Annotated in this window: 22 protein-coding genes; 9 read left to right on the top strand and 13 right to left on the bottom strand. The window is 61.3% G+C overall.

Annotated elements, in window-relative coordinates:
• Positions 1–445 precede the first annotated feature (445 nt).
• Together H7C86_RS25280 and H7C86_RS25275 are read right to left on the bottom strand one after the other, a co-directional pair.
• Positions 446–952, bottom strand: a complete 507-nt coding sequence (locus tag H7C86_RS25280; RefSeq protein WP_021331800.1) for a hypothetical protein — start codon at positions 950–952, stop codon at positions 446–448.
• 218 nt (positions 953–1,170) lie between these two features.
• Positions 1,171–1,827, bottom strand: coding sequence for an alpha-ketoglutarate-dependent dioxygenase AlkB (locus H7C86_RS25275; RefSeq protein ID WP_031333828.1), 657 nt, complete (start codon positions 1,825–1,827; stop codon positions 1,171–1,173).
• 94 nt (positions 1,828–1,921) lie between these two features.
• On the opposite strand from H7C86_RS25275, the gene H7C86_RS25270 reads away from it, so the two are divergent.
• Genes H7C86_RS25270 through H7C86_RS25260 form a run of 3 tightly spaced genes read left to right on the top strand, consistent with a single transcriptional unit; the run spans position 1,922 to position 3,220 of the window.
• Positions 1,922–2,266 (top strand): helix-turn-helix transcriptional regulator, encoded by a 345-nt coding sequence (locus H7C86_RS25270; protein WP_021331798.1) that lies wholly within the window; start codon positions 1,922–1,924, stop codon positions 2,264–2,266.
• Positions 2,267–2,268: 2 nt separating this feature from the next.
• Positions 2,269–2,751, top strand: coding sequence for an SRPBCC family protein (locus tag H7C86_RS25265; protein ID WP_182262431.1), 483 nt, complete (start codon positions 2,269–2,271; stop codon positions 2,749–2,751).
• Between the two features lie 40 nt (positions 2,752–2,791).
• Entirely contained in the window at positions 2,792–3,220 is a 429-nt protein-coding gene (locus tag H7C86_RS25260; RefSeq protein WP_182262430.1) for a VOC family protein, read from the top strand.
• Here H7C86_RS25260 and H7C86_RS25255 read toward each other — a convergent pair.
• The 5 genes from H7C86_RS25255 to H7C86_RS25235 are packed head-to-tail and all read right to left on the bottom strand — an operon-like array spanning position 3,183 to position 7,065.
• Complete coding sequence (locus H7C86_RS25255) at positions 3,183–3,476, bottom strand: Ada metal-binding domain-containing protein (protein WP_007729748.1); 294 nt, start codon at positions 3,474–3,476, stop codon at positions 3,183–3,185. The two genes, H7C86_RS25260 and H7C86_RS25255, sit on opposite strands and share 38 nt — an antisense overlap.
• Complete coding sequence (locus H7C86_RS25250) at positions 3,466–4,185, bottom strand: 2OG-Fe(II) oxygenase (protein WP_019745617.1); 720 nt, start codon at positions 4,183–4,185, stop codon at positions 3,466–3,468. The genes H7C86_RS25255 and H7C86_RS25250 overlap by 11 nt, the downstream gene beginning before the upstream one ends.
• A 21-nt stretch (positions 4,186–4,206) precedes the next feature.
• Complete coding sequence (locus H7C86_RS25245; protein ID WP_019745618.1) at positions 4,207–5,226, bottom strand: ABC transporter substrate-binding protein; 1,020 nt, start codon at positions 5,224–5,226, stop codon at positions 4,207–4,209.
• Entirely contained in the window at positions 5,223–6,599 is a 1,377-nt protein-coding gene (locus tag H7C86_RS25240; protein WP_070795572.1) for an MFS transporter, read from the bottom strand. The genes H7C86_RS25245 and H7C86_RS25240 overlap by 4 nt, the downstream gene beginning before the upstream one ends.
• Before the next feature lie 46 nt (positions 6,600–6,645).
• Positions 6,646–7,065: a MerR family transcriptional regulator gene (locus H7C86_RS25235; RefSeq protein WP_007729752.1), complete on the bottom strand. Its 420-nt coding sequence runs from the start codon at positions 7,063–7,065 to the stop codon at positions 6,646–6,648.
• Positions 7,066–7,197: 132 nt separating this feature from the next.
• On the opposite strand from H7C86_RS25235, the gene H7C86_RS25230 reads away from it, so the two are divergent.
• The 3 genes from H7C86_RS25230 (at position 7,198) to H7C86_RS25220 (ending at position 11,607) form a co-directional block, all read left to right on the top strand.
• Positions 7,198–8,607: an AarF/ABC1/UbiB kinase family protein gene (locus tag H7C86_RS25230; protein WP_134998923.1), complete on the top strand. Its 1,410-nt coding sequence runs from the start codon at positions 7,198–7,200 to the stop codon at positions 8,605–8,607.
• Between the two features lie 77 nt (positions 8,608–8,684).
• Complete coding sequence (locus H7C86_RS25225) at positions 8,685–10,412, top strand: CdaR family transcriptional regulator (RefSeq protein ID WP_259349293.1); 1,728 nt, start codon at positions 8,685–8,687, stop codon at positions 10,410–10,412.
• Between the two features lie 79 nt (positions 10,413–10,491).
• Positions 10,492–11,607: an NDMA-dependent alcohol dehydrogenase gene (locus H7C86_RS25220; protein ID WP_182262429.1), complete on the top strand. Its 1,116-nt coding sequence runs from the start codon at positions 10,492–10,494 to the stop codon at positions 11,605–11,607.
• A gap of 57 nt (positions 11,608–11,664) precedes the next feature.
• Here the strand turns inward: H7C86_RS25220 and H7C86_RS25215 are convergent, their stop codons facing one another.
• Both H7C86_RS25215 and H7C86_RS25210 read right to left on the bottom strand, forming a co-directional pair.
• A complete protein-coding gene (locus tag H7C86_RS25215) occupies positions 11,665–12,660 on the bottom strand; it encodes an alpha/beta hydrolase family protein (protein ID WP_020971029.1) in 996 nt (331 codons plus the stop codon).
• A 201-nt stretch (positions 12,661–12,861) separates the two neighbouring features.
• Complete coding sequence (locus H7C86_RS25210) at positions 12,862–13,452, bottom strand: heme-binding protein (RefSeq protein WP_097386757.1); 591 nt, start codon at positions 13,450–13,452, stop codon at positions 12,862–12,864.
• A gap of 184 nt (positions 13,453–13,636) precedes the next feature.
• Between H7C86_RS25210 and H7C86_RS25205 the strand changes: the two genes are divergently transcribed.
• Both H7C86_RS25205 and H7C86_RS25200 read left to right on the top strand, forming a co-directional pair.
• Positions 13,637–14,806 carry a sensor histidine kinase gene (locus H7C86_RS25205; protein WP_020971031.1) on the top strand — a complete coding sequence of 390 codons (1,170 nt, stop codon included), beginning with the start codon at positions 13,637–13,639 and terminating at the stop codon, positions 14,804–14,806.
• On the top strand, positions 14,803–15,432 hold the full coding sequence (locus tag H7C86_RS25200) for a response regulator transcription factor (protein ID WP_019745626.1): 630 nt from the start codon (positions 14,803–14,805) through the stop codon (positions 15,430–15,432). Before H7C86_RS25205 ends, H7C86_RS25200 begins: the two co-directional genes overlap by 4 nt.
• 20 nt (positions 15,433–15,452) lie before the next feature.
• On the opposite strand, the gene catC is transcribed toward H7C86_RS25200, so the two are convergent.
• Genes catC through catA form a run of 3 tightly spaced genes read right to left on the bottom strand, consistent with a single transcriptional unit; the run spans position 15,453 to position 17,738 of the window.
• On the bottom strand, positions 15,453–15,734 hold the full coding sequence (gene catC, locus H7C86_RS25195) for a muconolactone Delta-isomerase (RefSeq protein ID WP_069145471.1): 282 nt from the start codon (positions 15,732–15,734) through the stop codon (positions 15,453–15,455).
• 13 nt (positions 15,735–15,747) lie between these two features.
• A complete protein-coding gene (locus H7C86_RS25190; RefSeq protein ID WP_019745627.1) occupies positions 15,748–16,869 on the bottom strand; it encodes a muconate/chloromuconate family cycloisomerase in 1,122 nt (373 codons plus the stop codon).
• A gap of 29 nt (positions 16,870–16,898) precedes the next feature.
• Positions 16,899–17,738, bottom strand: a complete 840-nt coding sequence (gene catA, locus H7C86_RS25185) for a catechol 1,2-dioxygenase (RefSeq protein WP_019745628.1) — start codon at positions 17,736–17,738, stop codon at positions 16,899–16,901.
• Positions 17,739–17,936: 198 nt separating this feature from the next.
• Here catA and H7C86_RS25180 point away from each other — a divergent pair, with 198 nt between their 5' ends.
• Positions 17,937–18,707: an IclR family transcriptional regulator gene (locus H7C86_RS25180; RefSeq protein WP_029537119.1), complete on the top strand. Its 771-nt coding sequence runs from the start codon at positions 17,937–17,939 to the stop codon at positions 18,705–18,707.
• Here the strand turns inward: H7C86_RS25180 and H7C86_RS25175 are convergent.
• A complete protein-coding gene (locus tag H7C86_RS25175; protein ID WP_047889028.1) occupies positions 18,704–19,642 on the bottom strand; it encodes an AraC family transcriptional regulator in 939 nt (312 codons plus the stop codon). The two genes, H7C86_RS25180 and H7C86_RS25175, sit on opposite strands and share 4 nt — an antisense overlap.
• Positions 19,643–19,845: the final 203 nt, after the last annotated feature.

Raw genomic sequence — 19,845 nt, 5'->3', positions numbered from 1 at the left:
CTCGGAATCGCAGATCAACTGAACGTCACTGTCTCACTTGACTTGACACATAGCGCCCGCGGACAGTCATCGACCTTCTCGAGCATCATGCGCGGGAGACCAATTGGACTCTGCCCCAAAGCTCTATCCCCCGCGCCGACGCAGTGAAAGTTGCTGCCCAGCTGGGTCTCGACATGCACAAGATAGACATAATCAGTCTCGATCACTGGTTTCGGTCGAGACTGTACTGACACAAAGGTTGCTCTCGCCAAAATAACTGCCTCCCAAACTTTTCAGTTCTCCTTCGGGATCATCCTTCGCAATGAACAGGACCTATTGCGCTGTCACTACAGACGAACAGTGCGAGCACTGATGGACGAAAACAATGGCTGCACAATGACGGCAGTGGTCGCGCCCGACACCGATTCTCTCAGGCAGATGGCGATTCACAGTTCCACTACCGGTGTCAGCTCCCGAAGTTCATGCCAGGGGTTGATGTGGGCGCACCAGCGCTGGGCAATGAGACCACCCAGGATGCTTGTTGCACCGCGTATGTGGTGTACGGGAACATCGCCAGGTAGGGCTCGAGTCCTGGGTAGTCCGATACCCACATACTCGTCGGTTCATCGACGCTGCCGCAGGATGCCAGGACGACGTAGGAGCCGTCCGGGATATCGTTGATCGTCTGAACTGTTGTACCGGTGGGGATCACGCCGCTCTCGTAGATCGCCTGTCCTGGACCGATCGTGGCTTCGATTGGTGGCAGCACTCCGCCGGGCGCGTTCGCGAGCGAGGTGCTGCATTGCAGAGCTCCACCCGAATTGTTGGTGATGGTGTTGCTCACGGTCGAGCCGGAAGCACTGTAAGCGAAGGTGACGTCGGCAGCTGTGGAAGCTGAGGCCAGCGAGGGAGCAGCCATTGCCAACGGAAGAGCGGCAGCACCGATGAGGGCCGCTCGTGTGATCGAATGCATCGAATCTCCATCTCGTTCAGCCTGAAAGGTCGTCAGTTGATCTTGACATGAAACGAGACCAATTGGACGGATTCAACGTAGATTGATGTCTTCGCTAAAGACCACAGTTGGTGGCTATTTCAGAATGACCTGGGATGTCGATAAATTGAATGCCCGTTTCTTCTTCGAGTGCTGCCCACCGATCCCCTCGATTCGCGAGGCCGAAATCAGCCTGAGACTCACGACATTCCGGTATCCCGCAGGGTGATGTTCAGCCGCCCGGACGGCAGACCAATGTCGGGACTTGCACTTCCCGCAATAACTTTCGGCACTCCGTGATACGCGAACCGAGACTCCCCACCGAAGACGAAGAGATCACCCGAATGGAGTTCGACGTCGGTGTACGGCTTGTTCCGATTCTCGGAATTCCCGAACCGAAAGACACAACTCTGCCCGACGCTCAGTGAGACGACGGGAGCGTCGCAGCGCTCGTCCTTGTCCTGATGCATACCCATCCGAGCGCCCTCGTCGTAGAAATTGATCAGCGCGGTGTCCGGCGTGTACCGCTCCCCCACAGTCGGATCATCATAGGCAGCGGCAACTGCGCTACGGCCGAGGCCGACGAGCCAGTCGGGCACAGCGGCAACCGGTTCACCGTTCACGTCGTCGGCGGTGCGCGTGTATTTGTACGGCTGCCAGTGCCAACCGAGACAGACTGTTTGCACCGACATCTTGTGCCCACCAGGGACGACGGCCGAGCGCATCGGCACGGGCGCGGTCGCCCACCGTCGGCACTCGGCCACCAAGGTGCGCTGTTGTTCGATGCTGAGCCAATCCGGAACGAGAATCGCCCCTGGCGCCACTTCCATTCGTGGCCGAGGAATCAGAGCGTTCATGAAATCCACGCTAATCGGTTTCGAAGCATTGACACCCTCCGCATGGACTCGTATCGTAATCAACAGATTGGTTGATAAAGGAGATGGTTGACAAGTGATCGTGGATCCAGGGGCAGACGAGCGTCTCGACAAAGCGTTCATGGCGCTTGCCGACCCGGTACGACGGCGGATCATCGCCCGCCTGAGCACCGGTCCCCAAACGGTCAACGAGTTGGCCGAGCCATTCGAGATCACGAAACAGGCCGTCTCCAAACATATTCAGGTACTCGAAGCCGCGGGTTTGGTCACTCGCAGCCGCGAAGCCCAGAGGCGGCCGGTACATCTCAACGCCGCAACTCTCGAGGCCTTGACCGCCTGGATCGACCGCTATCGACTGATCCACGAACAACAGTTCCGCAAGCTCGATCACCTACTCAGCACCACACAGAAGGAGACTTAGCCATGGCTACCACCAATCCCGTCAGCATCACGGCTCCTGAGGGCGTGCCGTACATCGACATCACCCGCGAATTCGACGCACCCGTCAGTGCCGTCTTCGCAGCTCATTCGAATCCCGAACTGGTCCAGCAGTGGCTCGGCCCCAACGGATACGAGATGGAAATCGACGAATACGAGTTCGTGAGCGGCGGTCGATACAAGTACGTCCATCGCAACCCCGAGGGCGAAGAGTTCCGGTTCAACGGTGTATTTCACGTTGTTCGCGAGAACGACTTTGCCATCCAGACTTTCGAATACGAGGGATTTCCCGACGTCGTCAGCATCGAATCGATCACGTTCGAGGACCTGGGCAACGGACGCACCCGTCTCTCCGGCCATTCCGTATATCCGAGCCTCGAAGCGCGAGACGGAATGATCGAGAGCAATATGGAGCTCGGCGTCACCGAAGGTTACGAACGCCTGGACAAGATCGTCGCGCAACTCTGACCACCTGTTTACCCGAACCTCTTCAGCGAAAGGCAGTTTCATGGACTGGACCCTCGAAGTAGTCATCGTTCCCGTCAATGACCTCGGCCGCTCCATCGAGTTCTACCGTGACAAGGTCGGTTTCGATCTCGACCACCACACCGTCAACGAACACATGACGGTCGCCCAGCTCACTCCGCGTGGTTCGGGCTGCTCGATCGTCATCGGCAACCTGCCGTCGCAAACCGAGATGGCCCCTGGTTCGTTGAAGGGATTGCAGTTGGTCGTGGCCGACGCTGCAACGGCTCGCCAAGAGCTCATCGACCGCGGCGTCGATGCCAGTGAGGTCACCGTCTTCGACGAGCGCGACGGGGGCACCTTCTTCGGATTCGCCGACCCGGACGGCAATACCTGGGCTGTCCAGCAGCTGAAGGTCCGCGGCGACAAGCCGCTCATTCCGAAGGAGTACCGCGACCGCTTCGGCGAGTAGCAACTGCCTTCCAAGCTGCGTAACCTTCGGGCATGCAGACGGCACAGGGGCGATAGCCGGCCGCAATCGCGGTCGGCTCGTCCGCGAAGAACACCCGACTGGCGACATACCCACCACGCGCGATTGCCTGCGCAGCCCCTCGACAGTCGAGTCGACCGTAGATCTTCGTTTTCCGATGTCCGCCAAGCACACCGGGCGTCGAACTCTCGTAGGGTTTATTGCGAGCGTCGCGGAGAATGTACGTCTTACTCGGCATCATGAAGCACCAATCCCAATGTTCGACGCGTGCCGGAGTGCACCACACTGACACCATGTCGCACAGGGGCTCTCGACCACCCCCGCAAACTCTGCACCGGTCGATCCCGCGTGGTGAAGATCAACGCGTGACCTTGCTCGAGAACTGTCACCGTCCCTTTCGACTGGGCACGCGGCCGCTGTTCCACGAGCAAGAACTCGCCGCCGGCGTGGTCGATGCGAGGTCTGTCGAGCCCGATCACGACTTGCAACGGAAACACCAACTCTCCGTACAAGTCCCGATGCAATGCATTCCAGTCACCAGGTCCGTAGGACAGAAGGATCGGGGTAGGGCGATTCTGACCGGCGTCGTGACACTGATCGATCCATTCTTCGAATGAATCCGGCCACGGTGCACCCTCGCCCAGCTTGAACGCCCACTCCCGCGCCACGGGCAGCAGGTGTCGGTAGAAGGCGGATCGCATAGCCGTGATCGGCTCCGGTACGGGATCGCCGAAGTACCGGTACTCCCCCTGGCCGAAGCGGTATCGAGCCATGTCGATGGTGCTCCGGAACCGGTCGACGTCCGAGTACCAGGAAGCAATTTCGCGGCACTCCGACTCGTCGAGTATCGGCGCCGTCTGGGCACACCCACTGGAGTTGATTCCCTCGATCAGCGCAGGCCAATCGAGGGAATCAACTCGAGCAGACAGATCGGTGAAGAGGTCCATACGTCGTAGACGACGCGGCGGTCAGGAATGTGAGAATGCCAGCAGCTGGTCAGCCAGATTGTTGTACGTACGGGCGATCCCGGCATAACTGAGCACGGGTTCCGGATTCCAGGTCCCGATCTTTCCCGCCTTCACCGCGGGCAAGTTGGACCACGCAGGATTGGTTCCGAGCGTATCCAGTTGCAAACTGGACGGGCGATCGTCGAGGAAGATCATGTCGGCCGGATAGTGGTCCGCCATCTCCCAAGCCAGTTTCTCGACGTAGACCGACGATCCCTCGGCCGGATCGACGACGGCAAGTCCCAATCCCGCCAGGTCTGCGAGGATCGGGAATCCCGAAAGACTGACACGAATCGTGTCCGGATCTGCGGACGCGAACAAAACCTGTGAATTATTCAGCGAAGAAGCAACTTCGGAGATCCGCGCACGCGCAGCGTCGTAGTCTTTTCGCTGAGCCTCCATATCCTGGTCCGCTCCGAGTTCCACGGCCAGTTCCACGATCTCTTGCACGGTTCGGTCGATGGTTCCTGCTGCCGTTTCCACGAACAGTACTGTCGACAAGCCTTTCACCGCATCCAAGTTCGCCTCGTCTAGTAGTGCCGAACCACGCAACTGAGGGACGATGACGACGTCCGGCTCCAGCGCAGCGATCTTCTCGAGTTCCACCTGTCCCCAGAGCTGCCCGACCATGTCGGTCTTCGAGAAATCCAAGTTGCCGGAGATGCTGGTGTCCGTTGATCCCGGTGATCGTGTCAGCGCCCCGAAAACACCGACAGGCACCAGTCCGTAATCCCAGAGAGCACCCGCGATACCGGTGTAGGTGACAAATGTCCTTGGCGGTGAATCCAATTCGATCAGGTTGCCGCGATCATCGGTGAAGGACCAGCCTGCATCGCCTTCACCCCCGGCGTCTGCGCCCGAACGCGAGCAACCGGCCGCTGCCAGCGCAGCAGCCAATCCTGCTGCAGCGCCGAGGAACCTGCGGCGATTCCAGTCCATCTCGAGACGCCGGTGCGGTCGTGGAGTGAACAGCGTGGTCATGTGTGTGCCCTTTCGGCGATTGGTTGAACTGTTGCAGGAGTTGACGAACGAGAAAAGAGAAGGATCGATACCAAACCCGTGAGCATTCCGACGCCGGCGCAGAAGACCAACGGCCACAGCAAGGCGAACTCGTCCGGACCGGCGAAGAGAGAGCCGCACAACGCAATTCCGACGGCAAGCCCGAATTGACGCGACGAGTTGGCTGTCGCCGAAGCCGTCCCGGCGCGCTCTGCCGGGGCGTCCGACATCGCGGCACCCGGCAGCACCGGCGACACCATCGCGGAACCGACACCGGTCAGAATCAGCCCGGCGATCAGCGCGGGCCAGACCGGCTCGGCGAGAACGTACAGCATGGCCACGCAACCGATTCCGCAGAGAACCGTCCCGAATCCGAGCGACAGTCGAAGGTCGACTCGCTGAAGCCGTGATCCACACAGCGCCGACACAAAGACAAAAGCGAGCGGTTGAATCGAGAGCACGAGTGCGGCCGCCGATGCCGACAGTTCCAGCCCGTTCTGCAGCCACAATGAAAGGACTACGAGCGGGCCGTAGGCCGCGAGGTAGTACCCGAACGCAGCGACGAGGACGCCGTCGAATTTCAGGGATCGGAACAATGCCGGATCGAGCATCGGACTGCTGCCTCGACGCTGCCAGGACACAAACGCCGTCAGCGCACCGATTGCGATCAGGAAGGCAAGAACTGTCGACGACGAAGCCCACCCGATGTCGCCGCCCCACGTCACGCCGAGAACCGCGGCAACGGCAGCGAGGGTGAACAAAACGATTCCGGCCCAGTCGATGTTGTCGTCGCCGCGCTCACTGTCGGCGAAACAGAACACAGCCATTGCGAGCGCTACTGCGGCCACGGGTATTCCGAAATAGAAGACCGCACGCCAGTCGAAGAACTGCGTCAGCAGCCCTCCTGCAACGTTCCCGATTCCCGCCGCCAATCCAGCGACGGCGCCCCACGCAGCAAAGGCGACGTGACGATCGCGGCCCGAATATGCGTCGCCGAGCAGAGGCAGGAGCGTCGCGAACATCGCCGCACCGGCAATTCCTTGCGCGCCGCGAGCAACGACCAGAACCGTGACGTCCGGGGCAATCGCGCACACGGCCGTTGCAACCAGGAACACGACCAGTCCGCAGATGTAGAGGCGTTTACGTCCCCACGCATCGCCGAGCGCGCCCATGCCCACCAGAAGCGCGGCAAGAGCCAGCGTGTAGGCGTCGACGACCCAGGACATCGCGCCCGTACTGCCGTCCAAACCGACTGCGATGGCCGGCACCGCGATTGTCGTGATGGTGGCGTACGTCAGTAACAGGAAAGTTCCGATGCATGCGGCGATGAGCGGCAGCCATCGTCGTGCCGACATGGTCAACCTCCGGATAGGGCGGTAAGTGCGCCCTAACTATGGAGGTTCAAGTCAACTTGAAGTCAAGCGCCGCTTCGACGCGTATGTCGAGCTGCTCGAGCAACCACGGGCACTGCATCGGACGCTCTTGCCGACACGTCAGGTGATGCTCGAGGATCAGTTTCGCTCGCGTAGCAGCGGCGATCTGCGCCTCGAGTGTCGACACTTGATCTGCGAGAACCGTCGAGAACTGGTCGGACGTGGTGTCGGTTTCGATGAAGGACCGCACCTGTTCCAAGGACATTCCCGTCTCGGTGTACATCCGGATCAATGCCAGCCGGCGCAGCTCACGCTGCCCGTACCAGCGTTTGCCGCCAGTTCGCGACCGCGCGGACAGCAGTCCTTCGTCCTCGTAATAGCGCAAGGTCGAAGCCGCAATTCCGAACGATTTTGCAACCTCGCCGATCGGGATCAAGTGCTCACGCATTCACCGATCGTAGGCTGAACGCGTAGGCGGTTCCGGCAGTTATGTGTGACTTGGCATACTGACTAACGGAAGGGGTCGCGTAAGTGATCTCACGGCAAAATGCTGGATGCGCTCGTTGAACGAGGGAGAGCTGTGCTGGATCCAACGCGACCTGTCGGGCCGTACTCGTCAGGAGTGCCCGCCACTGCCCTCGAAGTCCACATGCCGGACCTCGAACGCTTCGGCCTCGCCCAGTTGTGGCGTTCCGCGATCATCGCCGTCGTGTTGTCGACATCGATCATGCTGGCACTGATCGTGTGGCCTTTCCGCAAGCGTGGACGCACGTGGGCTGACGCTGCCTCTGACGGGATGGTCGACGGCTTCATCGCTCTGGGTCCCACCTTCGTCAAGCTCGGTCAACTGGTCGCGTCGTCGTCCGGCCTGTTCCCGGCCCCCGTCGCCAATGCATGCCTACGTTGCCTCGACGACGTTCCGTCATTTCCTGCCGAGCAGGCCAGAAGCGTCGTGCACGAGGACCTCGGATACTCCGTAGACGACCTGTTCGCGAAATTCGACGACGTACCTCTCGCGGCCGCGTCGGTAGCGCAGGTACACGCGTGCGTTCTGCACGATGGCCGCGAGGCCGTCATCAAGATCCAGCGTCCGGACATCTATGCGCGGATGCTGATCGACCTGCGGGCGGCGTACTGGGGTGCGAACATCCTCGAGAAGTTTGTCGAGTTCCTTCGAATTGCCAATGCCACCGCCATCATTCGCGATCTGCACAATGCAACGATGACGGAATTGAACAGCGCGGTCGAGGCCGACCGGCAAACCACATTCCGGAACAACATCAGCGCATTCGGTGACAACAAAGGAGTCACGACACCGGAGGTGTACTGGGACTACTGTGGTCCCCGCGTCATCTGTATGGAACGCATGCGCGGCGTTCCACTGGATCGGTTCGTCGCCGGTCCGGACGGCATCGACGAAGCCCGCATGCTGATCCGGCGCGGAGTGAAGGTCTGGCTCGAATCAGTCATCGTTCACGGTCCGTTCCACGGAGATGTCCACGCGGGAAATTTGTGGGTCCTCGACGACGGCCGGATAGCGATGCTCGACTTCGGCATCGTCGGCGTCCTTCCCGAGACATGGAGATGCATCCTTTCCGACATGTTCCGAGCCACCCTCATCGACGGTGATTTCGCCCGTGTCGCCCGCGGAATTCGATCCTTGGGATATGCAACCGACTACGAAGTCGACGACGATCAGCTCGGCATGCAGGTCGCAACGGCCCTGGCCCCGATTCTCGGCCGTGACCTCGGTGAACTCAAGCTCAGTGAATTGATCATGGCACTGATTCAGTTGGGCAAGCAGTGGGGTGTTGCGAGTCCCGAGGAATTGGTTCTTTTCGGTAAACAACTCGGATACTTCGAGCGATATGCGACGGCGTTGGCACCTGGTTGGGTGATCGGACAAGACCTTTATCTGTTCAAGAACGTTTTTCCAGAGGCAGTCGCCGAAAAGGTGCAGGAACTCGGCATCACCATGCCTGACGAATAAATTTGTCCCCTATTTCCTTATTCTGCATTTCGTCTGTCGGGGTTAGCCTGTAATGACCCACCGGCCGAGGAGCAAATGTGCAGCCACTTTCTGTAGCCCTCCCGCAAGCGTCGACAGGTCCGAGGAATAACGGGCCGAGTGTCGGCACCACCCTCGGCGCCCTCATGCATTCCACGGACAAGTCCGTGATCGAACTTCTGGAAAGCCCGGATGGACTCGATGTCGAAATCCGTTCGATCGCCCTCGTCGAGTCCTCCGATATCGACGGCACCGACAGCCGTGGTGCGATCTCCGACATCTACCTCCCCGTAGGGGTGCCCGAATCGACGTTGACGCAGTGGCTGCGAAAGTTCGAAGGCAGGCCGGCGAGGCGTCGTCCGAAGCTTCTGCTCGTCAAGAATGCGCGCGAGGCGACGACGGTTCTCACCGCCGCACGTAACATCGGGATCGCAGTGGCCGCGGTACATCCGCAGGCTAGTTCCGGGCACGTCTATTCGCTCGTACTACGGCTTCTGACACAGAGCATGTACCGTTCGCGGGCCGTCGCAGGAGTTGTGGCCGGTGGTGATTCGGATCTGTTCGCGCTCTCGGAAACGATCGCCGAATTGACTGGCGGACTCGTGACGATCGACGACACGGCACTCCATGTCATCGCATATTCCTCTGCTCACGAAGGCGAAGACGAACTCCGTCAGCTCTCCATACTCGGCCGGGAGTGGCCGATCGAATACACCGAATGGATAGAGAGCAGAGGCGTGTTCGAGCATCTCAGGCGATCGGACGAGGTCATCAGTCTGCCCTCCGAGCCGAGCATCGGAGCCGCGCAGAGGCTGGCTGTGAGCATCACCCGCCCGGACCTGTCAGCGCCGACGGGTTCTGTTGCACACCAACACAATCTCGGCAGCATCTGGGTGCAGCGCGCCTCTGAACCTCTTTCCCACGACGCCCAAGCGGTATTGCGGGGTGCAGCGGCGGTCGCCGCACGCATTCTCATGCGGACCTTGGACGCCTCCAGCCGCGAGAATGCCCAAGTGCAAAGGCTGTTCGGTGTTCGCTCCGGTGGGGTCGACATGCACTCGCTGGCCGGTTCTTTCGGCATCAACACCGACGGACCGTCTGCGGTCGTCGGATTTGCGACATCACTCTCACCCGGATCGAATCTCGATCGAATCACCAACGCCTTGCGCCTGCGCGCCAGCGCATTCCGCAGCGACGCGGTCACGACGATCATCGACAACCGGATCTACGTATTGTTCCCTCAGGCCGACCACGACGTCGCGGTCAGCGACTGGGCTTACGACACCGTGCGAGTAGTCGAGGACCGTGCGGGCATCAGCGTGCGCGCCGCAGTCGCGGTCCCGATCGCGCGGTTGCACGGCGTACCCGAGGCGCGTCGAGAGGTGGACCGCGTGCTCGATACCACCGATGATCACGAAACCTCGAAGGTCACCACACTCGCGGCGTCACGCACCGCGGTATTGCTGGGCGAGATACTCGACCTCGTTGCTGATCACGAGCGATTGCGAGACCCTCGTATCGACAGACTCGTCTCCTACGACGACAAGAACACCTCTGACATGCAGTTCACGCTCACGGCCTACCTGACAGCTTTCGGGGATGTGAAGAAGGCCGCCTCGTCTCTGAAAGTACATCCGAACACGCTGCGCTACCGCATTCGGCGCGCTGAACAGATCATGGGCATTTCGTTGGACGAGCCGGACACGCGACTGCTCACCGAACTGCAACTCGCCATCTTGGGACGAACCCCGGACGAATCCGAAAAATACGAAACGTCCGATCAGTGAGATGGGCCTCGAGCCCGTCCTGAACTCTCGAGTAGACAACTGAGGTAGCCGAAGAACAACTCTCACCTCAGGAGACAACTTGCGCACTCGTGGAGCCGTCATTCGCCAAGCACCAGGCACATACGAGGTGGTCGATCTCGAACTCGATTCACCCCGCAGCGGCGAACTCACTGTCAAGATGGTCGCCTCCGGCCTGTGCCACTCGGACGATCACATCGCCAGCGGCGACCACGGAGTCGGCCGCTATCCCATCTGCGGTGGACACGAAGGCGCCGGAATCGTCGTCGAGGTCGGGCCGAACACCGAAGGATGGTCCGAGGGCGATCATGTCGTGTTCTCGTTCCTCGCCGCCTGCGGCCGCTGCCGTTGGTGCGCAAGCGGAATCCAGAACCTCTGCGACAACGGTGCTGCCATCATGACCGGCAGCAGGCCCGGCGAAACCTCCAGTTACAGAATGTCTCTCGACGGTCAGCCAGTCGCACAAACCTGCGGCCTGTCCACATTCAGTGAATACACCACGGTCAGCACTCTCTCGGCCGTGAAAGTCGACAAGCACCTGCCGCTCGACGCTTTGTGTCTGCTCGGCTGCGGCGTCGGAACCGGTTGGGGCGCCGCGGTCAACTCCGCTCAGGTGTACCCCGGGCAGACCGTCATCGTCATGGGAGTCGGCGGAATCGGAATCAACGCGGTACAGGGCGCCTCGCATGCCGGCGCCGCCCACGTGATCGCGGTGGACCCGGTTGCGTTCAAGCGCGACAGTGCATTGAAATTGGGGGCGACCCATGCCGTGGCCACCATGGACGAAGCCACGGACATCGCGCGCTCGTTCACCAACGGCCAGGGCGCGGATTCCGCCATCGTCACCGTCGGAGTCACCACCGGAGAACATGTCGCACAGGCGTTCTCGTCAATCCGCAAGGCAGGAACTTGCGTCGTCACCGGTCTCGGGAAGATGACGGACATCGGCATTCCCGTGAGCCTGATGGAACTCACCTTGTACCAGAAGAGAATTCAAGGATCCTTGTTCGGCGCATCCAATCCCACGGCCGACATTCCCTGGATGATCGATCTCTATACCAGCGGCAAGCTCGAACTCGACGGACTCATCACCAACCGGTACAGCCTCGACCAGATCAACGACGGTTTCGCCGACATGCATGCCGGTCGCAACCTCCGCGGAATCATCACCTTCTGAGCGAGATCTCTCCGGACTTGACGCATACGCCAGTCCGGAGAGATCCTCACATCTGCGTCACCAGGCGTTCATGGTGTCGAGAATTTGTCCTCTGGCCATCCACAATTCAGCAGACCAATACGGCCAGGAGTGAATCCCGGCGGGCGGAAAGCTGTACGTCGCTGGGATTCCCATGGATTTCAGACGAATTTCGAATGCACGCGCGTGCACCCAGGAGAGCGCCTCCAGCCCCATACCCGTCGCCGTGTGGAAGTAATCGATCGGCGCAGACGGATGATCGTACGGTCCCGGGATGCCGTTGGACGACGAAATGTACATCGACAGTCCGCGAAGCGATTCCGCGTTGACGAACGGGTCGTTGCGAAGCCACCCGGATGACCACGGCGGGCCCCACATCGAATCGACGTTGTACCGGCCGGCGTCGAACATGGCTACGCGGATCGCCTCACGCATACCCGGGCCCGAGATATTGATGTAGCCGGACAGCGAGCCCGCGAACTTGAACTGATCCCGATGATGCCCCGCCAGGTTCAACGCGGCACTGCCGCCCATCGACAACCCGATGATCGCATTGTTGGTTGGTGAAACACCATACCCTGCAAGGAAGTCCGGAAGCTCGCGTGTGAGAAATGTTTCCCACCTGTACGTTATGGGCTGAGCATTGAAATTGGACGGCGCGTACCAGTCCGTGTAGAAACTCGACTCACCGCCGACCGGCATCACCAACGTGATGTTGTCGTTGCGGTACTGATCGAGTGCGTTGGTTTCGAAACTCCAAGCATTCCTGTCGTTTTGCGCGCGAAGACCGTCAAGTAGGTACAACGCGGCGTTGCCGCCCCGCGCGGCCCACTGCACCTGAACCTTGATGTTTCCCATCGAAGACGGGACCCACAACTCGTCGTAACCACCCCATGGCGCCGTGTGCGCCGGAGTAGCGCTCGCGGCGGTCGGACCGAACATGCCGCCGAGGAGGAAGATCGACAGCAACGCCGCTACGAGCACCCGCGCCCGCCGTGTATTGCGTTCGGGCAACCTGAATCTGATTCTCTGCAAGGTTGTGTCTTTCCCCGAAACTGCGCATCAAGAAACTCGCTTCGGTAAGTGCATCGTCGGTTCCACTGTCGACGTGTTTGTCCCTTTCCGGGGGCTCCGGTGTTACAAAGTCGAGGTCATCGCAACAATCGGACAACTGTCGTGCCGAGCGAATCCAGGTGGCGAAAAGCACAATTCACGAAGCACGCTGAATGCGCTCACTCAGCCGAGTGACGAAGCGATCGCATCACGACCTGCGGCAGCACACGTTTGGTCCTGCATTCCGTCCGGTGCACCACCGACACCGATGCCGGCGATCGACGCGGATCCAGCCTTCACAGTGACTCCACCTGCAAGGAAGAGAGTGCCGGGGAGGTCGGCGATGGTTGATCCCTCGCCTTTGGTACGCTGCGAGAGGTCACTGGTGTCGGCTCCGAAAGCTGCAGAGGTGTAAGCCTTCTCACGTGAGGCCTCCACCGTGTGCTGGGCTGCGTTGTCGCCGCGCACCATAGCGATGACGTTTCCGGCACGGTCGACGACGGAGACGGTGACAAATCCGAGCCCGTCCGCCCGGCATTTCGCCAGGGCCGCACCAGCAGCCTTCACTGCTGCGTCGGCGCTGAGTCGATTCTGAGTGACAATCGCCGAATCGCCGGTCGCAGCAGGCTGCTGCGTGGCAGAAATCGACGTCGTGCTCGATGCGTTCGCCACCGGTGTGTCGGTGGTCGAGCACGCGGCGCTGGCAAGGATTGCGACAACCGGAACGGCGACAGCGAGCGTACGGGGAAGTCGTGTGTAAATGCGGTGGTTCATGTCGGGCACACTTTCAGTCGAATGGTTCGAAACCGTCCACTACAGCGTCGCGTCCGAGTGCGGGTGCGCACATCGGGCGCTCGGGTGACGAACCGTGCCCCGTCTGGTTGTGCAGATATCATCCGAACGGTTGATACGACGGCCTGGCGCCCTCCGTAATATTCGAGGGATGAGTAACGGAGCCATGAACGCCGACGCCGAACTCGGCCTGCGCGGCCCGTTGGCGTATGCGATCCACGCGTCGTTCTTCGTACTGCTGTCCACGTCAGGAGTCCGGTACGTCACAGTCCACGGGACCAGCGGTCGGTTCGGGGTGGTACTCGTCCTGGCCGTGGTCCTCGCCTTGCTCTACGCCGTCATGGCTACGGTGTCCTCGCGAGATGTGGTTCGCCAACGACTGTGGATGTGGCCGGTACTGAGCACCTGGGCAGCGCTGGTCTGGCTTGCGCCGAGTTTCGCGTGGTGTGCGTTCCCCGTTCTCTTCCTCTGTATTCGTCTGTACCCGAGCAAGATCGCCTACCCCCTCGTCGGGATCCTGGGCGTCCTCGCCGGAATCGCGTTCTACCGAGTCACCGGTCGTGCCGAATTGGTGACACTGCTCGGACCTCTGTGCACCGCGGCACTGGTCGCGGCAGCGTACGGGCAGATGGAACGAGATGCCCGAGAACGCCTTCGGCTTCTACGTCAGGTAGCAGAAGCGCAATCTGCATTGGCAGATACCGAACGTGCTGCCGGCGTTGCCGCTGAGCGAGAGCGCCTCGCGCGCGAAATCCACGACACCGTTACTCAGGGACTTGCGAGCGCTCTTCTACGACTCGAGGCAGCCGAACAAACTTGGAATACAACGGGTTCGCCGTCTCGAGCCGATGTCGATGCCGCAGCAGAGAACATCCGAACGAGCTTGATGCAGAGTCGCGACCTCGTCCACGATCTGGCACCGGCCAAGGGCGGTACGGGCGACTTCGACGCCTTGGTCGTGGCCGCCGCCCGCCAGTTCGTCCCGACCGTTCGGATCCGCACCGTCGGTGAAGCCGTCATCTTGCCCTCGGACGTAGCTCATGCCATCGTGCGAGTGGTCTCGAGCGCGTCCTCCAACATCGCCCGCCACGCTCGCGCCGAAACGGCGGGCGTGACGATCACGTATCTCGACGACTCCGTCTCCGTGGACATCTTCGACGACGGCGTCGGCTTCGATCCGGGAAAGCTCGCCGACCATTCTCGGTACGGTGGATACGGCCTACGTGCGATGCGAAGTCGCATCGCACAGCTCGGCGGATCGTTCACCGTGGAAAGTGCACCGGGAGACGGCACCGTCGTCGCGGCCCAGTTCCCTCTCGAACGGAGGATCCGGTGACCACCACCATTCGCGTGTTCCTCGTCGACGATCATCTGGTCGTGCGAGCCGGGCTGAGAGCGCTGCTGAACACTCAGCCGGACGTCGAAGTAGTCGGCGAAGCATCGTCCGGTGAGGGGGCGGCCACGGCGATACCGTCGGCCTCACCGGATCTGGTGATGATGGATCTGGACATGGGCACCGGCATGCACGGTGCAGAAGCGATCAAACGCTTGCGAAGCGACGGTGTCGATGTTCCCGTACTGGTTTTCACGACGTACGACACCGACGCCGACGTCGTGCGGGCCGTCGACGCCGGTGCCATCGGTTACCTACTCAAGGACTCAACGCCCGACGAGATCTTCGGCGCGGTGCGCGGCGCGGTAGCCGGGCGCAGCGTTCTCTCTCCCACTGTGGCCTCTCGTCTTGTCCAGCAGATGCAGCGCCCGCAGGAAGCGCTCACCGCCCGTGAGTCCGAACTGCTCAGCCTGCTCGCCGAGGGGATGACCAACCGCGAGCTGGGTAAGGCACTCTTCATCAGCGAAGCGACGGTGAAAACCCATCTTGGGCACATCTACGCCAAGCTCGGCGTCGATACCCGCTCTGCCGCAGTGTCCGTCGCATTGCGCCGCGACGGAATACGCTGACCCGCCCGCCCGCGCAGGCTCTACTTGATCGAAGATCCGTGCTGCGTCAACGGCATGACCTCGATGGTCATGTACGGGAACAGCGGGAGGTTCCAGAGAATCTCATGGAGTTCGTCAGCCGACTCGACGTCGAAGATGCTGATGTTGCTGAACTGTCCCACAATTCGCCACAGATGCACCCACTTGCCCTGGCGCTGAAGGTCTTGTGAGTACTCCTTTTCCGTTGCGACGGTATCGGCGCGTACTTCCGGATCCAGGTCGCGCGGAATATCGACGTCCATTCGAACGTGAAAGAGTGCCATGTTCTTCTATCCTCTAGTTCCTGGTCCAGGTTTTGACGGCGTCCATGTTGAGTTCGACTCCCAGGCCAGGTCCGGCGGGGAGGTGCAGCTGACCCTCGGAATACTTCAGGGGTTCCTGAAGCAACTCTTCGCTGAAGAGCAGTGGGCCGAAAAGCTCTGTTCCGAAGTTGATTCCGGGCTCGGCGCACGCGAAGTGCAACGAAGCCGCGGTACCGATCGGACCCTCGATGGACGTCGCACCGTGGCACGCGATACCGGCGGCCTTGGCAATTGCGACGATGTCGCGGCTGCGCTGGAGGCCACCACACTTGGTGGTCTTGAGGGCGATGACATCGGCGGCGCTCCGGCGGGCGATTTCGAGAGCGTCGTGTGGGGTCTGCACACTCTCGTCGGCCATGATCGGAATCGGTAGTAGCCTGCTGAGTTCGGCGAGGACCTCGATTTGGTCTGCCGGAGTGGGCTGTTCGATCAGTTCGACTCCACCGTCTGCGAGTTGTGGCAGGTACCGCAGCGCCGTGAAGCGATCCCACCGCGCGTTGACGTCGACGCGGACGCCGGCGTGGCCGTCGAGCGCCTGCGCGATGCTGACGATGCGCGCGACGTCGACCGCCGGGTCGAGTGCTCCCATTTTGAGTTTGAAGCTGAAATTGAGCCGTGATTCGAGCTTTTCGTGAGCTTCTTCGATGATCTCGTCCGCCGGCGCAGCACCCAGTGCCCACGTGACGTCGACACTCTCGCGGAAAGCCCCGCCGAGGAGCGTGTGCACGGGGACTCCCAGGCTACGAGCCCAGGCGTCGTGCAACGCCACGTCGACGGCGGCCTTCGCGAATCGTGCATTGGCAACAACTTTTTCGATGTCGGCCATGATCGCGGTGATCTGATCCACACGCCTGCCGACCACCACCGGCGCGATGTACTTCTCGATGATGACCTGCATCGTCTCCACCGATTCGCCGCCCCACCACGGACCGCCCGGAACGACACCTTCGCCATATCCGATAACACCGTCGGATGTGCGAATCGCGACCAGCAATAACGGCTGCGCCGTCATCGACGTGGTGGCGAACTTGTGGGGGCGGACCAAAGGAACGTCGAGGATGGTCGTCTCGATGGAGACGATCGACAGGTCTGTCATCAAATCACTTTCTTTCGAACAGTTGTGGATCAGGCCGGGTCGAGCACGAAGTCGTACGTGACCCGGTTGATTCCATCGGCACCCGGCTTCGGATCGAGAATCAGTTCGGGCTTCGTGGCAGTTGCCACGTCGTTCTCGATCCACTCACCGTCCTTGAAATAGAGCTGCGTAGTGATCGTGCGCTTGCCGGGTGCCTTCACCATGAGGTGCAGGTGAGCCGGACGCCACGGGTGCCAGCCGGCCTTCTCGATGAACCAACCGGTGGGGCCGTCGGTCGGGATCTGGTACGGCGCAGGCTGAATCGTGGTGATCTCGAACCGTCCCGCTCCGTCGGTCACGATCGTTCCGCGGAGGTTCCCGTCGGGGATGTGCGGCGCGAAATGGGAGTAGTAGCCCTCGTCGTCCGCATGCCACAGCTCGACGGTGGCCCCATCCAACCCGTTGCCGTCGAGATCGCGAACCTGGCCCTCGAAGACCAGCTTCGATCCAACCTCGTTGTCACGCATCGGAAGTTCACACTTGGATGGCAACGTCTTGGCGTCGGCGACGTAGTAGGGGCCCTCGATGCTTCCCTTGGTGCCGTGCTGGCCGCGGTACGCAACCTCCTCGACGTTGTGCTCGAGGAAGACGTCCAGCCACAGGGGCCACTCGCCGAACTGGCCGATGTCGATGAGCCACTGCTTGAGTACGCGGTACTCGGGGTAGGTGATGCCGTGCTTGTCGATGACGCCGGCAAGTGCCTCGAGCACGTCCTTGGCGATGGCCGAGACGCGCTCGGGCGGGGTGTCCGCGCTGACTCGTTCCTGGAGGAACTTGTCGGTGGCGGCCGTGCCCGAACCTACTGCGGTGGGGCTCTCGGAAGTGGTCATGTGGTCCTCCTCGGGGCCGTATGTGGCTGTTACCGGGTGGGTGCCGTACTGCTGGGCTGAGTCGGCTTCCCAAGTCTGGTTGTACGCTGTGCGTACATCTGTTACGCTGTGCGTACGCTTGCACTGTGCGCCCAGTCACAAGGTTTGTCAACCTTCGAGGGCACTGATCAGGCATACCCGCAGATGAAAGGTCATTCCGTGAGCGAGAACGATCGCGATTACATCCAGAGCATCGAGCGTGGATTCGCTGTGCTGATGGCCTTCGACGAGAAGAACCCCAACCCGTCGCTCGCAGATCTTGCCGCCGAAACGGGCCTCTCCCGCCCCGCGGTCCGGCGTATCCTCCTCACCCTGCAGAAACTCGGATACGTCACCGGCAACAACAGTCGGTGGTCGCTCACCCCGCGCGTTCTAAGCATCGGCCAGCACTTCTCGGCATCACATGCCCTGACCGAGGCGGCGCTCCCCCGCCTGCTGGAGATCGCAGAACACACCCACGAGTCGGCGTCGCTCGGGGTCCTCGACGGCGTCGACGTGGTCTACGCCGCGCGAGTACCCGTACGCCGGATCATGAGCATCAACGTCAGCGTCGGTACCAGAGTGCCTGCATATGCGACCTCCATGGGCCGCGCCCTGCTAGCTTGGGCGCCAACCGAAATCGTCGACAAAGTCATCGCGAACTCCACGTTCGACGCCCTCACACCCACCACGATCACCGACGAAGGCGCATTCCACACCGCACTTCGAGTGGTGCGCGAGCAGGGTTATGCACTCACGTCCGAGGAACTGGAAGACGGCCTGATTTCCCTCGCCGCCCCCGTCCGCGACGCCGGCGGAAGCGTCGTCGGTGTGGCAGCGTGTTCTACCTCGGCCGGACGCACAACCCCGGAAGCCTTTCGCGCCGACGTCGCACCGTTCCTCGTCGAGAAGGCGAATCAGCTCAGCGCGGACATGGGATACCGGAGCTAACTTCTCAATACTTCGGAAGGCAACACACCGTACTTACGCCGAAAAGACGACGCGAATCGTCCGGTGTGCGTAAAACCCCATCTCACAGCGACATCGGTGACCGTCGTCGAGTCGTCGGCATCCACCAGATCTGCGTGGACCCGCTCGAGGCGGATGTCGAGCAGGCATTCCGACGGACTCCGGCCCACGTACTGCCGAAATCCCTCCTGCAATCTCCGTACGCTGACGCCCGCCACCTCGGCCATCTCTGCTGCGGTCCACACGCGGGCCGGGTCGTCGTGCATCTCGTCGAGCACCCGCTTGACGATGCGTGGCCTGGCATGTCGCACCGCGTCCTCACTTTCGGGCATTGCAGCGAGGACGAATGCCGTGACCACGGCACCGGAGAGCTGAGCTGCCACCAGTTCGTTGTGCAGCACGCCGACCGGGCCGAGGATCTGATCCGACAGTGAGCGAACAAATTTCAGCCATCTGGCTCCGTCGTCTCCCCGAAGATCCACCTGATCAGGCAAGTGCATTCCGGGCCGGCCGAGTACCTTCTCCATCTCGCGGTCGAGGTACTGACGGTCCATCCGGACTCCGACAATTTCGCAGTCCGCGCTCCACCGCGTGATTCTTGTGGTGATGTCGGGCGGACACACCGTCGCAACGCCCTCCGTCGAGAGCACGTGCGAGCCCGCGAACACCGACTCGAGCTCGCCCGAGAGCGGGATGTTCACCCCGTAGGCACCGGGATGCTCGGATTCGACCGCGACGTCTGCTCCCCATCGAATATGAGCGATCCTCAGCGGTCCCAACTCGGCGGTGCACACCCCGACTCCGCTGGCCGCGTGCCGTGACAACGGCGTGAGCGTGTGCGGAAAATAGGCGTCCGAAACCGCATCACACGCCTCGTCCCAGTCGCGGGGAGCTGTACCGATCTTGGAGTCGACCATCGTCCTTCTTCACCTTCCAAACCCGTGACCAGCCACATTGCCGAGCATGAGCGCTGAACATCATTGAACACTGTGTCCCCGGTCACTTCCAAGAGGAAACGGATACAGGCTTCGATCGGGTGCGCAATCCGGATAGACACCGCGCTGTACGGATCGACCGAACGCCGCGCTCGCCGTACGTTCGTCTTCACTCCCGGCGCGAG

The sequence above is a fragment of the Rhodococcus sp. UFZ-B548 genome, assembly GCF_903819475.1.
Taxonomy (GTDB): domain Bacteria; phylum Actinomycetota; class Actinomycetes; order Mycobacteriales; family Mycobacteriaceae; genus Rhodococcus_F; species Rhodococcus_F erythropolis.
Note: the sequence above shows the minus strand (reverse complement) of the source record. Positions and strands in the feature narration are given on the sequence as shown.

Bases quoted from the DNA above. Each gene is read 5' to 3' on its own strand.
- H7C86_RS25255 (WP_007729748.1), bottom strand. From the start codon at position 3,476: ATGCCGAGTAAGACGTACATTCTCCGCGACGCTCGCAATAAACCCTAC.
- H7C86_RS25245 (WP_019745618.1), bottom strand. From the start codon at position 5,226: ATGACCACGCTGTTCACTCCACGACCGCACCGGCGTCTCGAGATGGAC.
- H7C86_RS25235 (WP_007729752.1), bottom strand. From the start codon at position 7,065: ATGCGTGAGCACTTGATCCCGATCGGCGAGGTTGCAAAATCGTTCGGA.
- H7C86_RS25280 (WP_021331800.1), bottom strand. From the start codon at position 952: ATGCATTCGATCACACGAGCGGCCCTCATCGGTGCTGCCGCTCTTCCG.
- H7C86_RS25175 (WP_047889028.1), bottom strand. From the start codon at position 19,642: ATGGTCGACTCCAAGATCGGTACAGCTCCCCGCGACTGGGACGAGGCG.
- catC (WP_069145471.1), bottom strand. From the start codon at position 15,734: ATGGCACTCTTTCACGTTCGAATGGACGTCGATATTCCGCGCGACCTG.
- H7C86_RS25240 (WP_070795572.1), bottom strand. From the start codon at position 6,599: ATGTCGGCACGACGATGGCTGCCGCTCATCGCCGCATGCATCGGAACT.
- H7C86_RS25250 (WP_019745617.1), bottom strand. From the start codon at position 4,185: ATGGACCTCTTCACCGATCTGTCTGCTCGAGTTGATTCCCTCGATTGG.
- H7C86_RS25190 (WP_019745627.1), bottom strand. From the start codon at position 16,869: ATGACAGACCTGTCGATCGTCTCCATCGAGACGACCATCCTCGACGTT.
- H7C86_RS25265 (WP_182262431.1), top strand. From the start codon at position 2,269: ATGGCTACCACCAATCCCGTCAGCATCACGGCTCCTGAGGGCGTGCCG.
- H7C86_RS25210 (WP_097386757.1), bottom strand. From the start codon at position 13,452: ATGAACCACCGCATTTACACACGACTTCCCCGTACGCTCGCTGTCGCC.
- H7C86_RS25260 (WP_182262430.1), top strand. From the start codon at position 2,792: ATGGACTGGACCCTCGAAGTAGTCATCGTTCCCGTCAATGACCTCGGC.
- catA (WP_019745628.1), bottom strand. From the start codon at position 17,738: ATGACCACTTCCGAGAGCCCCACCGCAGTAGGTTCGGGCACGGCCGCC.
- H7C86_RS25205 (WP_020971031.1), top strand. From the start codon at position 13,637: ATGAACGCCGACGCCGAACTCGGCCTGCGCGGCCCGTTGGCGTATGCG.
- H7C86_RS25275 (WP_031333828.1), bottom strand. From the start codon at position 1,827: ATGAACGCTCTGATTCCTCGGCCACGAATGGAAGTGGCGCCAGGGGCG.